This is a genomic window from Amycolatopsis sp. SID8362 (assembly GCF_010550475.1).
Taxonomy (GTDB): domain Bacteria; phylum Actinomycetota; class Actinomycetes; order Mycobacteriales; family Pseudonocardiaceae; genus Amycolatopsis; species Amycolatopsis eburnea.
The window spans coordinates 1-13,435 of record NZ_JAAGNB010000971.1; the positions used below are offsets into that span (position 1 = coordinate 1).

Genomic DNA, 13,435 nt, shown 5'->3' on the forward strand with positions numbered 1-13,435 from the left:
TTCGCGACGGCGCGGTTCGCGCTGGACGTGGCGGCCGGGCGGGCGGGAACCGTCGTGGTCGTCGAGGCCGGTGAAGTGGACGCGCACCGGCTGCTGCTGGCCGGCACCCCCGCCGGGCTGCGCGCGGCGTTGCGGCGGCGGGTGCTCGGGCCGCTGCTGGAGTACGACGCCGAGCAGCACACGGACCTGGTGCACACGGTGCGCGTGTTCCTGGAGTGCTCGGGCTCGCCGACGCGGGCGGCGAAGGCGCTGCACGTCCACGTCAACACGCTGCGGTACCGCATCGGCCGGGCGGGCGAGCTGCTCGGCGCGGACCTGACCGAGTTCACCGACCAGCTCGACGTCTACCTCGCGTTGCGCATGGAGGAGTGAAGTGGAGATCACGTCGGCCCAGCAGGCCGGGTACGACCCGCGGATCCTGGCCTTCGGGCGGCTGCAGGGCGCGGCGAACCGCCTCGAGTACCTGCTCGGGCGGGCACTGGAGCGCGAATGCGGGATCACGCACCTGATGTACGAGGTGCTGCTGATCGTCGGCCGCGCGGGCCCGGACGGGCTGACGATGCGCTCGATCGCGCAGGAGCAGGTCCTGACCACGGGCGGCGCGACCCGGCTGGTCGACCGGATGGCGGCGCTCGGCCTGGTGACCCGCACGCCGTCCCCGCTCGACGGCCGCGTCCAGCTGGTCCGGCTGACGCCGCTGGGCGAGGAGACGACGGTGCGGGCGAGCCGGGTGCACGTGGAGAACATCGAGCAGTTCTTCTTCCGCCCGATCCCGGCGGAGCACCGGGAGCGTTTCGCGGACGACCTGCGGACGTTGAGCCACGCGGCCCGCGACGCCCTCCCCCGGCTGCGGTGAAGCGCCCCAATGTGGCCTTCGGTGCGTCAGACGCACCCAAGGCGGCCTTCGGTGCGTCAGACGCAACCAATGTGGCCTTGGGGCGCTTCGGGCCGGGCTGTCCGGTGAGGCACACTCTCCCAGCGTGGGCAAGAAGAACCGCCGGAAGCGGCCGGCCGAGCCGGAACCCGTCCCCTGGGCCGGCTCAACACCGACCGCCGCCGAAGTCCGGGACGCGCTCCTCGCCGCCGGCTACGAGGTCGCGCGGGGTGTCCCGGGCGCGGCCAAGAAGCACGCGAAGCGGCTGGCGCCCGGCCTCGACCTGACGGCCGAACTGGCCGAAGGGGCGCGCGAAGCCGGGCAGCGGCTCATCGCCCGCGTCTGCCGCGGCGGCTGGCTGCCCGACGACCTCGACCAGGCCGCTCGCCGCCACCTCGACGAGTTCGCCCGCTCCTACGTCCTCGACACCCTCGCCGCCCACGTCGAGCGGTTCGCGCCGGAGACCTTGCACCCGGGCTGGCGGGACCGGCTCGCCGGCGTGGGCGCCACGCGCTGGTGGTCCGAACCGCACCTGACGCAGTGGGCGGCCAAGCACATCCTCACCCCGGCCGAGGCGCTGACGACGGTGGTCGAAGCCCTCGGCTTCCTGCTGACACTGCCCGAAGTCACCCTGGTCCTGCCCGTGCCGGGGACCGCGAGCCCCGAACGGCCCGTGCACCACGCCGTCGACGAGAAGAAGCTCGGCCGGGTGCGCGCGCTGCTGGCGAAGGCCGAGTCCAGCTCGTTCCCGGAGGAGGCCGAGGCCCTCTCGGCGAAGGCGCAGGAGCTGATGACCCGCTACGCCCTCGACCGCGTGCTGGTCGAGGCGGGCGAGGCCGCGCCCGACGTCCCCGCCACCCGGCGGATCTGGCTCGACACGCCGTACGTCGACGCCAAGTCGCTGCTGGTGCACGTCGTCGCGAAGGCCGACCGGTGCCGGGCGATCTTCGACCCGCGCTGGGGGTACGTCACCGTCGTCGGCGACGAGGACGACCTGGACGCCGTCGAGCTGATGACGACGTCGCTGCTCGTCCAGGCCACCCGGGCGATGATCGCCGACCCGGCCGGCCGGGACCGCGCGTTCCGGAAGTCGTTCCTCGTCGCCTACGCCACCCGGATCGGCGAGCGGCTGGAGCAGGCCGCCGCGACGGCGGTCGCGGAGTCGCCGGACGCGGCCCGGCTGCTGCCGGTGCTGGCGTCGCACGAGCTGAAGGTCGAGTCGGCCTTCAGCACGCGCTTCCCCGAGGTGGTGCACAAGTCGGTGACCGTGCGCAGCCACGAAGGCTGGGGCGCGGGCCGCGAGGCCGCCGACCGCGCCCGCCTCGGTGACTGACGCTCAGACTTCGCGGCGGGCGTACTTCTCCAGTTCCGGGCGCCCGAACGGCAGCTCACCCTCGTCGAGCGCGCCGCAGTCGAGCCCGCGCAGCAGGTACACCGCCAAGGCCTGCGCCGTGGCCGGTTCGTCGAGCACGCCGCCGTCGACTTTCGCCGCGTAGGCCGTCAGCCGCCCGGCCGCCTCGGCGAACCCCGACCGGTAGAACGCGTACGTCGCCGCGAACCGCGTCGGGAGCTGGTGCGGGTGCAGGTCCCAGCCCTGGTAGAAGCCGCGCTCCAGCGACCGCCGGACCAGGCGCAGGTGCTCGGCCCACGCCGCGGGCAGCGCGTCGCCGACCGGGAGCTTGTTCGTCGAGCCGTCCGACAGCCGGACGCCGGTGCCCGCCGCCGAGACCTGCATCAGGCCCTTGGCGAGGTCGGCGACCGGGTGCTCCATGCTCTGGTACGCCGCCGCGATGCCGAGGCCGGCGCTGTAGTCGTACGTCCCGTAGTGCAGCCCCGTGCACCGGCCATCGGCCGCCTGCACGATCCGCGGCACCGCGAGCGTCCCGTCGAGGTCCACAATGGACTGGGACGTCTCGATCTGGACCTCGAACCGGAGTGCGCCCTCAGGCAGGTCGTACGCGGATTCCAGCCGGGCCAGCACTTCCGCCGCCACCGAGACCTGCTCGATCGCCGTCACCTTCGGCAGCGTGACGACGAACCCGGGCGGCAGCGGCCCGTTGTCGAGCAACCCGGTGAGGAACAGGTCCAGGGTGCGGATCCCACGCCGGCGCGTCGCCGCTTCGAAGCTCTTGAACCGGATGCCGCAGAACGGCGTCCCGCCCGTGGTGGCCAGCGTCTGCCCGGCCGCCAGCGCGGCGGCGTCCTCGACGTCGTCGGGGACGCGGCCGAAGCCGTCCTCGAAGTCGATCCGCAGGTCTTCGATCGGCTCGGTGAGCAGCTTGAGGCGCACGCGTTCGTACTCGTCCGGCGGCAGGTCGAGCAGGTCCTCGTGCTCGACGAACACGCGCATCGCCTGCTTGCCCCAGTCGGCGACCAGGCGCGTCCGGTACTGCGACGCCGGCACGTACACCGTGTGCACCGGCTGGCGTCCCGGCCGCTCCCCCGGGTACGCCGCCGCGACGCGCGCGTCGGCCTCGGCCAGACGCGCGTCGGCGGCGGCGTAGACGTCTTCGGGAAGACGCACCTACTTGATCCGCTCGTACGCCGGCAGCGTCAGGAAGTCCGGGAACTCGTCGGCCAGCGCGACCTGCTCGAACAGCTCCACGGCGGGCTCCAGCAGCTCCGGCTTCAGCTCGCCGGCCAGCTCGCCGCGGACGTCCGCGAGCACGCCCCGGACCAGCTCCGAAGTGACGGCGTCGCCGGTGTCCAAAGTGGTCCCGTTCTTGACCCACTGCCAGATCTGCGAGCGCGAGATCTCGGCGGTGGCGGCGTCCTCCATCAGGTTGTGGATGGCCGCCGCGCCGTTGCCGCCGAGCCAGGACGCGATGTAGCGCACGCCGACGTCGACCGCGGCGCGCAGGCCGGCCGCCGTCGCGCCACCCGGCGTCGAAGCGACGTCGAGCAGCTGGTCGGCGGTGACGCTGACCTCGTCGCGGGTGCGCCCGAGCTGGTTCGGCCGGTCGCCGAGGACCTTGTCGAACTCTTCCTTGCACAGCTCGACCATGCCCGGGTGCGCGACCCAGGAGCCGTCGAAGCCGTCGCCTGCCTCGCGGGACTTGTCCGCGTGCACCTTGTCGAAGGCGCCCTTGTTGGTCTCGGGGTCCTTGCTCGGGATGAACGCGGCCATGCCGCCGATCGCGAACGCACCGCGCTTGTGGCAGGTGCGCACGAGCAGCTCGGTGTAGGCGCGCATGAACGGCGCGGTCATGGTGACCGAGTTGCGGTCCGGCAGCACGAACTTCTCGCCCGCGTCGCGGAAGTACTTGATCACGCTGAACAGGTAGTCCCAGCGGCCGGCGTTGAGGCCCGAGGCGTGCTCGCGCAGCTCGTAGAGGATCTCTTCCATCTCGAACGCGGCCGGGATGGTCTCGATCAGCACGGTCGCGCGAACGGTGCCGTGCTCGATGCCGAGGGTCTTCTCGGCGTGGGTGAAGACGTCGTTCCAGAGCCGCGCTTCGAGGTGGCTCTCCATCTTCGGCAGGTAGTAGTACGGGCCCTTGCCGCGCTTGAGCAGCTCCGCCGCGTTGTGGAAGAAGTGCAGGCCGAAGTCGACGAGCGCGCCGACGCCCTCGCGGCCGCCGAACTTGAGGTGGCTCTCGGGGAGGTGCCAGCCGCGCGGGCGGACCACGATCGTGGCGTGCTCGACGTCGCCCTTGAGCGCGTAGCTCTTGCCGCCGCTCTCCAGCGTGATCGTCTCGCGGATGGCGTCGTAGAGGTTCACCTGTCCGGACACGACGTTCACCCAGTGCGGGGTGTTGGCGTCCTCGAGGTCGGCGAGCCAGACCTTGGCGCCGGAGTTGAGCGCGTTGATGGTCATCTTGCGGTCGGTCGGCCCGGTGATCTCGACGCGGCGGTCGCGCAGCGCCTCGGGTGCGCCGGCGACCTGCCAGTCGCCCTCGCGGATCTCCTTCGTCTCCGGCAGGAAGTCGAGCCTGCCGGTGGTCCGGGCCTCCTCGCGGCGCTTGCTCCGCGCCTGGAGCAGCTCGTCGCGGCGGCCGGCGAAGGCGTCGTGGAGACCGGCGAGGAAGGCGAGCGCCTCCGGCGTGAGGATCTCGTCGCCGCGCTCGACCGGGTCGCCCAGCACCTGGACTTCAGAAGACATGGGGAAACACCTCGAGGGTTCGGATCTTTGGATAACGGCCCTACGGTTTTCTACCAGCCGGACTATAGTTTCTGCATAGCGGAAGCTCAACGCCGACGTAAGGAGGGCCACCGTGCCGGCGGAGAAGAACGGTCGCGACGGCGGCGTCCAGTCCCTGCAGCGTGCCTTCGAGCTGCTGGAACACCTCGCGGACACGGGCGGTGAGGCCAGCCTGTCCGAGCTGGCGACGCTGTCCGGGCTGCCGATGCCGACGATCCACCGGCTGATCCGCACACTCGTGGACCTGGGGTACGTCCGCCAGAACACCAACCGCCGCTACGCGCTGGGCGCGCGTCTCATCCGGTTGGGTGAGAACGCGAGCATGCAGTTCGGCGCGTGGGCGCGCCCGCTGCTGGCGGAGCTGGTGGAGGAGGTCGGCGAGACGGCGAACCTGGCGGTCCTGGAGCGCGACGAGGTCGTGTACGTGGCCCAGGTCCCCTCGAAGCACTCGATGCGCATGTTCACCGAGGTCGGGCGGCGGTTGCTGCCGCACGGCACCGGGGTCGGCAAGGCGATGCTGGCGCACCTGCCGGCTTCCGACGTCCGCGAGCTGCTTTCGCGGACGGGGATGCCGGCGTACACGGAGCACACGTTCACGGACGCGGACGCGCTGGCGGTCGAGCTGTCGCGGATCGCTTCGCAGGGGTACGCGCTGGACGAGGCGGAGCAGGAGCTGGGGGTCCGGTGCGTGGCGGTGGCGGTCCCGGGTGCTCCGGTGCCCGCCGCGGTGTCGGTTTCGGGCCCGTCGGGCCGGCTGACCGCCGAGGCGGTGGCCCACATCGCCCCGGCGGTACAACGGGTGGCGGACGCCCTGGGCGCCAGCCTCTCCCAGGCGGCGGTCACGGTCTGACGCTGAGTGAGAGCCCGCTACGGTGAGCGTATGCCTAAGCCGTTTCGCGCCGACCGCTCTGCTGAGATCCGGCGGATCCTGGCGGTGAACACTTCGCTGCTGAACGCCCTGCTCGAAACTCAACGCGAGCAGCTTCGGCAGCTGGGAGGCGGCGGGGCCGCACGCGGAAGCCTCGAGGCGGAAGTCGACAGCCTCGACCGCATGATCACCGACGGATTCGCCGAGCTGACCAACCGCGTCGACCAGCTCACTCAGCTCGTCCGGCAGCTCGCCGACAAGGCCTGACCCCTCACTTCAGCTCCCCCGCCAGCAGGTCCATCAGCAGGCCGTCGTGCCAGCTGCCGTCCGCCGCCCGCTCGTAGCGGCGCAACACGCCCACCGGCCGGAAGCCCACCTTCTCGTACACCCGGATCGCCGTCTCGTTGGCCGCCGCCGGATCGATCGTCAGGCGGTGGTGGCCGCCGTCGAGGAGGTGGCGGGCCAGGGTACGAACGGCGTCCGTGCCGACGCCACGGCCGTGGAAGTCCGGGTGGACCGAGATGTCGATGCCCGCGTGGCGGTACTGGGGGTCGACCTCCTCGCAGCTCTGGATCAGGCCGACGACGACGCCGTCGAATTCGATCACGTAGACCGAGTAGCCCTCCTCGACGGAGTACAGGCCCTCGGTCTCGGTATCCGGGTCGCCCCACCAGCGGGCGACCTCGGGGCTGGCCAGGATTTCGCGCACACGGGCGCGGTCCGCTGGGCCGATCGGGCGCAGGCGCACCCGTTCGCCGTGGATGGCGGTCATGATGGGTCCTCTCTCGTAGCGAATGACGGCTTCGGAGCGTCTGTACGAGGAGGGGCACGAGCGGAAGTGCGTCAACCGGGCATACCGGGAGTGTGCGCCGCCGCGCGGGGGCCCGTCATCCGAATATCGCCGGAGGCCGCATGGACGCGCACACCGGCGCCCTGACCTGGCTCGCCCAGGGCGCCGCTTCGAACCTGGTGGACCGGCTGGTCGACCGCGTGCTCGACGGCTCGCCGCCGGCACCGGCGTGGCCGCGGCCGGGCCGGACGCCCGCGGGCACCGTCGAGATCTCCGTGCGCCACCACTCGGCCGCGAAGGTCCGCACGCCGGTGATCCTCACGCTGCAGGAGACCGGCAGCCGCACCGGCACGGTCTTCTCGGTCGTCCTGGGCCACACGGCCCGCATCGCCGTCCCGGGCGGCGACTACTTCGGCGCGGCGATGGTCGTCGACCCGGCCCGCCGCACCCTGCAGGGCATCGGCTGGTCCCGGCTCACGGTCGCGGCCCGCCGCACATCACCGTGCCTCATCCCGGCGGGACGCCCGTCGGCACCGGTCATCCTGCAGCTGGGACTGCGGAAGGCGGACGGGACGCCGTTGTTCCGGCTCTAGCGGGATCCGGTCGTTGGTGTGGCTGGAGCAGGCCGGCCTCGCCGCCACGACCTGGCGGGATCGAGCGATGGTCGTCGACCGGCCGACGCCCGCGCTGACCGAGCGGCTGGGACTGCTTCGGTGTGTCACCGGGGCAGCGCGCCGGCTCCCGCCGCCGAATCCGTCCGGATTTAGCCCAGCAGGGCGTCCACGAACGCGCCGGGCTCGAACGGCGCCAGGTCGTCCGGCCCCTCGCCCAGACCCACCAGCTTCACCGGGACGCCCAGCTCGCGCTGGACCTGGAACACGATCCCGCCCTTCGCGGTGCCGTCCAGCTTCGTCAGCACGATGCCCGTCACGTCGATGACCTCCGCGAACACCCGCGCCTGCATCAGGCCGTTCTGGCCGGTCGTCGCGTCGAGGACCAGCAAGACCTCGTCGACCTTCGCCTGCTTCTCGACGACGCGCTTGACCTTGCCCAGCTCGTCCATCAGGCCCGTCTTCGTGTGCAGGCGGCCCGCCGTGTCGACCAGGACCGCGTCCACGCCGGTGTCCACGCCGCGCTTGACCGCGTCGAACGCGACCGCCGCCGGGTCCGCGCCTTCCTTGCCGCGGACGACCTCCGCGCCCACGCGCTCGGCCCACGTCTGGAGCTGGTCGGCCGCCGCCGCGCGGAAGGTGTCCGCCGCGCCCAGGACCACCGTCTTGTCCTGGGCGACCAGGACGCGGGCGAGCTTGCCCGTGGTCGTCGTCTTGCCCGTGCCGTTGACGCCGGCCACCAGGACCACCGCGGGCTGCTTCTTGCCGTCGACGATGTGCGGCAGCGCCCGCACCGCGCGCTCGCTGTCGGTGGACAGCTGCGCCGTCAGCACCTCGTGCAGCACCTCGCGGGCCTCGGCCGACGAGCGGACCGCGCGTCGCGAGAGCTCGTCGCGGAGGCGGTCGACGATCTGGGTCGTGGTCGCCGCGCCGAGGTCGGCCATCAGCAGCGTGTCTTCCACGTCCTGCCAGGAGTCCTCGTCGAGGTCGCCGGCGCCGAGCAGGCCGAGCAGGCTCGTGCCGAACACCGACCGCGACTTCGACAGGCGGCCGCGCAGCCGCTCCATGCGGCCCGTCGCCGGCTCGATCTCTTCGACGACCGGGGCGGGCTCGGCCTCGGGCGCTTCGGGCAGCTTGACGTCGCGGACCGTGCGCTGCGCCGAATCGCGCGGCACGGCGGCGTCGTCGCCCACCGCGGGCTGGCCGTCGGTCTCCGGCCGGTCCTCGACCGGGTGCTCGACCGCGGGCGCCTCGCCGCCGGGCGCGAGCGCGATGCCCCCGCTGGCCGCGTAGGAGCCGCCCTTCGGTTTCTCCTCGACCTCGCGCTTGGCGTCCAGGCTGATCCGGCGCTTGCGCGCGACCAGCAGACCGGTCACCAGGAGGGCGACCAGCACGACGACGGCGAGGACTACGAACAGGAACCAGGTGCTCGACACGGGACCCATCCTTTCATCCGCGCCCGCGCCCGCCGGACACCCCGTCCGCACAGGCAATACATAACGACGTGGATCCCGATTGGGCCAAGACTTCACCAAGTGGGTTGCGTCACAAGCCAGGCCTGCACTAAACCCCTCCGGATGGGGATTCGCGCCAGCCACGGCTTCCGGGTGATCGGGCTCATTTCGGGCACGTCGATCGACGGCATCGACGTGGCCGCCGCCGACCTGCACGCCGAGGACGACGTGGTGGTGCTGACCCCGCTCGGCGAACTCGACGTCCCGTACCCGGAACCACTGCGCGAAGCCCTCCTCGCCGCCCTGCCGCCGAACCCCTGCACGGCGGGCGAGCTGACCCGGCTCGACACCGGCGTCGGCCAGGCGTTCGCCGAGGCGGCCGCGCGCGGGGTCGAAGAGCTGGCCGGCGGCGCGGACCTGGTCGCGTCGCTCGGTCAGACGGTGTTCCACTGGGTCGAAGCCGGTCACGTCCGCGGCACGCTGCAGCTCGGCCAGCCCGCCTGGATCGCCGAGCGGACCGGGCTGCCGGTGCTCGCCGACCTGCGGGCCCGCGACGTCGCCGCGGGCGGGCACGGCGCTCCCCTGGCGAGCACACTCGACCAGCTGTGGCTGCGCGGCCTCGCTCAGGACACCGGGCGCCCGGTCGCCGCGCTCAACCTCGGCGGCATCGCGAACATCACCGTCGTCGCCGACGGCGAACCGGCCATCGCCTACGACACCGGCCCCGCCAACGCCCTGCTCGACCTCGCCGCCCACCGCGTGACCGGGCACCGCAGCGACGTCGACGGACGGCTGGCGCTCGGCGGCTCGGTGCGCTCCGACCTGCTCGGCAGGCTGCTCGCCGACCCCTACTTCGCCGCCGCGCCGCCGAAGTCGACCGGCAAGGAGCACTTCAACGAGACCTACCTCGACGCCGCGCTGGCCGGCCTCGCCCCGGCCGAGCCCGCCGACCTGCTCGCGACGCTGACCGAGCTGACCGCCGTGACCGTGGCCGACCAGTGCGTGCGCCACGGCGTCACGATCGTCATCGCCTCCGGCGGCGGCATCCGGAACCCGGCGGTGATGACGGCGCTGGCGCGGCACCTGCCGTCCGCGGTGCTCAAGACCAGCGACGACCTCGGGCTGCCCGGCGCCGGCAAGGAGGCGTACCTGACCGCGCTCCTGGGCTGGCTGACCTGGTGCGGCGTACCCGGTAGCGTCCCGTCGGCGACCGGAGCCCGCGGGCCGCGCCTGCTCGGCGCGCTCGTCCCGGGCGCCGGGCCACTGATCCTTCCCGCCCCGCTGGGGGGCACTGTGACGCGGTTGCGAGTCGCGGAGAAGGCCGGATGAAGGTAGGAGAAGTCCATGCGCGGTGTTGACCTCGCCATCATCGTGATCTACCTGGCGGCGATGCCGCTGATAGGCGTGCTCGTCGGCCGGAAGCAACGGTCGGCGGCCGACTACTTCGTCGGCGAGCGCAGCCTCCCGTGGGGCGCGGTGATGCTGTCCGTGGTCGCCACGGAGACCTCGACGCTGACCGTGATCAGCACGCCGGGGCTCGTCTTCGGCAACGCGTTCCTGTTCCTGCAGCTGGCCTTCGGCTACATCATCGGCCGGACGGTCGCCGCGTTCGTGCTGCTGCCGCGCTACTTCCGCGGCAACCTCGTGAGCGCGTACGCGTTCCTGGGCAAGCGGTTCGGCTCAGGGCTGCAGGGCACGGCATCGGTGACGTTCGTGATCACCCGGCTGCTCGCCGAGGGCGTGCGCCTGTTCGCCGGCGCCATCCCGATCAAGGTGATCCTCGGGCACTACAACATCCACCTGGACTACTGGGTGATCGTCGTCATCCTGACCGCGCTGACGCTGATCTACGCCTACATCGGCGGGATCAAGGCGGTCGTCTGGGTCGACGTCATCCAGCTGTCGCTGTACCTCGGCGGCGCGGCGGTGGCCGCGATCGTGCTGCTGAACAAGCTGCCCGCCGACTGGGCCACGCAGGCGTCGGCGGACGGCAAGTTCATGCTCGTCGACTTCACGAAGAACCTGCTGACCAGCCCGTACGCGTTCATCACGGCGGTGCTCGGCGGCGCGGCGCTGTCGATGGCCTCGCACGGTGCCGACCAGCTGATCGCCCAGCGGCTGATGGCCACGCGCAGCCTGCGCGACGGCCAGAAGGCGCTCATCGGCAGCGGCATCATCGTCACCATCCAGTTCGCGCTGTTCCTGCTGGTCGGCGCGATGCTGTGGGTGTTCAACGGCCGCAAGTCGGTTGCCCAGCTCGGCCTGCAGAGCCCGGACGACGTGTTCTCGCGGTTCATCATCGACGACCTGCCGGTCGGAGTCTCGGGGCTGCTCATCGCCGGGGTGCTCGCCTCGACCATGGGTGCGCTGGCGTCGGCGCTCAACGCGCTCTCGACGTCCACTGTGGCCGATCTCTACCAGCGTTTCACCAAGCGCTCACCCGAAGATTCGAAGCTGCTCAAGCACGGTCGCATGTGGACACTGATCTGGGCCGTGGTGTTCGCGGTGTTCGCTTCGCTGTTCTCCACCACGAAGAACTCGGTCATCGAGCTGGGCCTCGCCATCACCGGCTACACCTACGGCGCGCTGCTCGGGTCGTTCCTGCTCGGCCTGCTGATCAAGAAGGCGCGTCAGGTGGACGCGATCATCGCGTTCGTGGCCACGGTCGTGGTGATGGCGTTCGTGATCCTCGGGGTGAAGTTCAGCGCGAAGACCGGCGGGCTGATCGGGATCGACTTCAGCAAGGCGGCCGGGGACAAGGTCGCGCTGGCCTACCCCTGGTACACGCTGCTCGGCGTGGTGATCACGCTGGTCGTGGGCGGGTTGCTGGCCCTGCGGCACCGCACGCCGGACCCGAAGGCGGCCGAAGCCGAAGCCGTGGGCGAGAGCGAAGAGGTCACCGCCGCCTGATCCTTCTGAACCGTTTCCGGCGGGCGCCCGTGTCGACTGCGGGAGCCCGCCGGAAAGCGGCGGGAGGAATCGAAGGTGGGTACATGAAACGGATGACGGTGGCGCTCGCGATCGGCGCCCTGCTGCTCGGCGGCGCGGCGACGGCTTCGGCCACCCCGGCCGGCCCTCGCGTACCGGACGCGATCAAGGTCCCGGACGGCAACCGGCACCTGGCCACGTACTACGGCGAAGGCGTCCAGATCTACGGCTGTACGAACGGCGCGTGGACGCTGATCCAGCCCGCGGCGGTGCTGTCGAAACACGGCAAGCCGGTGGCGCTGCACAGCAAGGGCCCGGTGTGGACGTCCACTGTGGACGGCAGCACGGTCGGCGCTTCGGCGCAGGCCAACTCCCCGCGCGAAGGTGCGATCCCGGAACTGCTGCTCAAGGCGAACCTCAACACCGGCGACGGCGTGTTCGGCAAGGTGACGTACATCCAGCGCCTCGACACCCGCGGCGGCGTCGCTCCGGCGGGGACCTGTGCGGCAGGAGCGCAGACGGCGGTGCCGTACTCGGCCGACTACTCCTTCTGGGTCGCGAAGTAGCCACCACTGATGTCGTGAATGACTCATTCATGTCACCCGACGACATGAATGAGTCATTCACGACATCGCGGCGACGGGCTGACGTCAGCTGACCGGGACCGGCTCTTCCTCGGCCGTGCGCAGGCGCTGCGAGATCACCTTCGTGATGCCGTCGCCCTGCATGCTCACACCGTAGAGCGCGTCGGCGATCTCCATGGTCGGCTTCTGGTGGGTGATGATGATCAGCTGCGACGAGTCGCGCAGCTGCTCCAGCAGGCCGATCAGCCGGCGCATGTTCGTGTCGTCGAGCGCCGCCTCGACCTCGTCCATGACGTAAAAGGGTGAAGGGCGGGCGCGGAAGATCGCGACCAGCATGCCCACCGCGACCAGCGACTTCTCGCCACCGGACAGCAGCGACAGCCGCTTGACCTTCTTGCCCGGCGGGCGGGCTTCGACGTCGACGCCGGTGCTGAGCAGGTCGTCCGGCTCGGTGAGGACCATCCGGCCCTCGCCGCCCGGGAAGAGGACGCCGAACACCGTCTCGAACTCGCGGGCGACGTCGGCGTACGCGCCGGCGAAGACCTCGAGGATCTTCTCGTCGACCTGCTTGATGACGGCTTCGAGGTCCTTGCGGGTGTCCTTGAGGTCTTCCAGCTGCGTGGAGAGGAACTTGTACCGCTCCTCCAGCGCCGCGAACTCCTCGAGGGCGAGCGGGTTCACCTTGCCCAGCAACGACAGGTCCTTCTCGGCGCGCTTGGCACGGCGGGCCTGGGTGTCGCGGTCGTAGGGCATGGGCGGCGGCGGGGTGACGTCCTCGCCGCGCTCCTTGGCCGCCTCGTACTCGGCCATCTCACCGGCGCTCGGCGGGACCGGGACGTCCGGGCCGTACTCCTGCACCAGATCCGTCAGGCCGATGCCGAAGTCCTCGGCGATCTTCGCTTCGAGCGTCTCCAGCCGCAGCCGCTGCTCGGCGCGCAGGACCTCGTCGCGGTGGACGGCGTCGGTCAGCTTCTCCAGCTCGCCGGTCAGCTCGCGGACCTTGGCGCGGACGCCGGTCAGCGCCTGCTCGCGGGTCTGGCGGCGGGCCTGGACCTCGTCGCGTTCGGTCGCCGCGCGCTGGACGGAGTGCTCGATGCGCTCCAGCGCCAGCTCACCGCCGTTGACGACGGCGTTGGCGATCTCGGCGCCGCGCTTGCGGGCCGCGGCGGCGCGCTCGGCGCGTTC

14 protein-coding genes are annotated in these 13,435 nt (G+C 71.5%); 9 read left to right on the top strand and 5 right to left on the bottom strand.

Features of this window, described 5'->3' with window-relative positions:
• From G3I65_RS30500 to G3I65_RS30510, 3 genes are all read left to right on the top strand, one after another.
• Positions 1 to 372, top strand: a 372-nt coding sequence (locus tag G3I65_RS30500) for a CdaR family transcriptional regulator (protein WP_203612550.1), incomplete at its 5' end; no start/stop codon positions are given.
• Between the two features lies 1 nt (position 373).
• Positions 374 to 856: a MarR family winged helix-turn-helix transcriptional regulator gene (locus G3I65_RS30505; protein WP_160699170.1), complete on the top strand. Its 483-nt coding sequence runs from the start codon at positions 374 to 376 to the stop codon at positions 854 to 856.
• Positions 857 to 980: 124 nt separating this feature from the next.
• Positions 981 to 2,207 carry a DUF2786 domain-containing protein gene (locus G3I65_RS30510; protein WP_160699171.1) on the top strand — a complete coding sequence of 409 codons (1,227 nt, stop codon included), beginning with the start codon at positions 981 to 983 and terminating at the stop codon, positions 2,205 to 2,207.
• A 3-nt stretch (positions 2,208 to 2,210) separates the two neighbouring features.
• Here the strand turns inward: G3I65_RS30510 and G3I65_RS30515 are convergent, their stop codons facing one another.
• Entirely contained in the window at positions 2,211 to 3,398 is a 1,188-nt protein-coding gene (locus G3I65_RS30515) for a DUF6986 family protein (RefSeq protein WP_160699172.1), read from the bottom strand.
• The gene (aceB, locus tag G3I65_RS30520; protein ID WP_160699173.1) at positions 3,399 to 4,976 is read right to left on the bottom strand and encodes a malate synthase A; all 1,578 of its coding nucleotides are present in this window, start codon (positions 4,974 to 4,976) and stop codon (positions 3,399 to 3,401) included.
• Between the two features lie 112 nt (positions 4,977 to 5,088).
• On the opposite strand from aceB, the gene G3I65_RS30525 reads away from it, so the two are divergent.
• Together G3I65_RS30525 and G3I65_RS30530 are read left to right on the top strand one after the other, a co-directional pair.
• On the top strand, positions 5,089 to 5,865 hold the full coding sequence (locus G3I65_RS30525) for an IclR family transcriptional regulator (protein WP_160699174.1): 777 nt from the start codon (positions 5,089 to 5,091) through the stop codon (positions 5,863 to 5,865).
• A 6-nt stretch (positions 5,866 to 5,871) separates the two neighbouring features.
• Positions 5,872 to 6,150, top strand: coding sequence for a hypothetical protein (locus G3I65_RS30530; RefSeq protein WP_160699175.1), 279 nt, complete (start codon positions 5,872 to 5,874; stop codon positions 6,148 to 6,150).
• Between the two features lie 4 nt (positions 6,151 to 6,154).
• On the opposite strand, the gene G3I65_RS30535 is transcribed toward G3I65_RS30530, so the two are convergent.
• Positions 6,155 to 6,655, bottom strand: coding sequence for a GNAT family N-acetyltransferase (locus tag G3I65_RS30535; RefSeq protein WP_160699176.1), 501 nt, complete (start codon positions 6,653 to 6,655; stop codon positions 6,155 to 6,157).
• 140 nt (positions 6,656 to 6,795) lie between these two features.
• Here G3I65_RS30535 and G3I65_RS30540 point away from each other — a divergent pair, with 140 nt between their 5' ends.
• Entirely contained in the window at positions 6,796 to 7,266 is a 471-nt protein-coding gene (locus tag G3I65_RS30540) for a hypothetical protein (RefSeq protein ID WP_160699177.1), read from the top strand.
• Positions 7,267 to 7,436: 170 nt separating this feature from the next.
• On the opposite strand, the gene ftsY is transcribed toward G3I65_RS30540, so the two are convergent.
• A complete protein-coding gene (ftsY, locus tag G3I65_RS30545; protein ID WP_160699178.1) occupies positions 7,437 to 8,720 on the bottom strand; it encodes a signal recognition particle-docking protein FtsY in 1,284 nt (427 codons plus the stop codon).
• A 141-nt stretch (positions 8,721 to 8,861) separates the two neighbouring features.
• Between ftsY and G3I65_RS30550 the strand changes: the two genes are divergently transcribed.
• The 3 genes from G3I65_RS30550 (at position 8,862) to G3I65_RS30560 (ending at position 12,232) form a co-directional block, all read left to right on the top strand.
• Positions 8,862 to 10,067 carry an anhydro-N-acetylmuramic acid kinase gene (locus G3I65_RS30550; protein ID WP_163046782.1) on the top strand — a complete coding sequence of 402 codons (1,206 nt, stop codon included), beginning with the start codon at positions 8,862 to 8,864 and terminating at the stop codon, positions 10,065 to 10,067.
• A 15-nt stretch (positions 10,068 to 10,082) separates the two neighbouring features.
• A complete protein-coding gene (locus G3I65_RS30555) occupies positions 10,083 to 11,648 on the top strand; it encodes a sodium:solute symporter (RefSeq protein ID WP_160699179.1) in 1,566 nt (521 codons plus the stop codon).
• Between the two features lie 83 nt (positions 11,649 to 11,731).
• Complete coding sequence (locus tag G3I65_RS30560; RefSeq protein ID WP_160699180.1) at positions 11,732 to 12,232, top strand: DUF3455 domain-containing protein; 501 nt, start codon at positions 11,732 to 11,734, stop codon at positions 12,230 to 12,232.
• Positions 12,233 to 12,316: 84 nt separating this feature from the next.
• Here G3I65_RS30560 and G3I65_RS30565 read toward each other — a convergent pair.
• Positions 12,317 to 13,435, bottom strand: a 1,119-nt coding sequence (locus G3I65_RS30565) for an AAA family ATPase (protein ID WP_160699181.1), incomplete at its 5' end; no start/stop codon positions are given.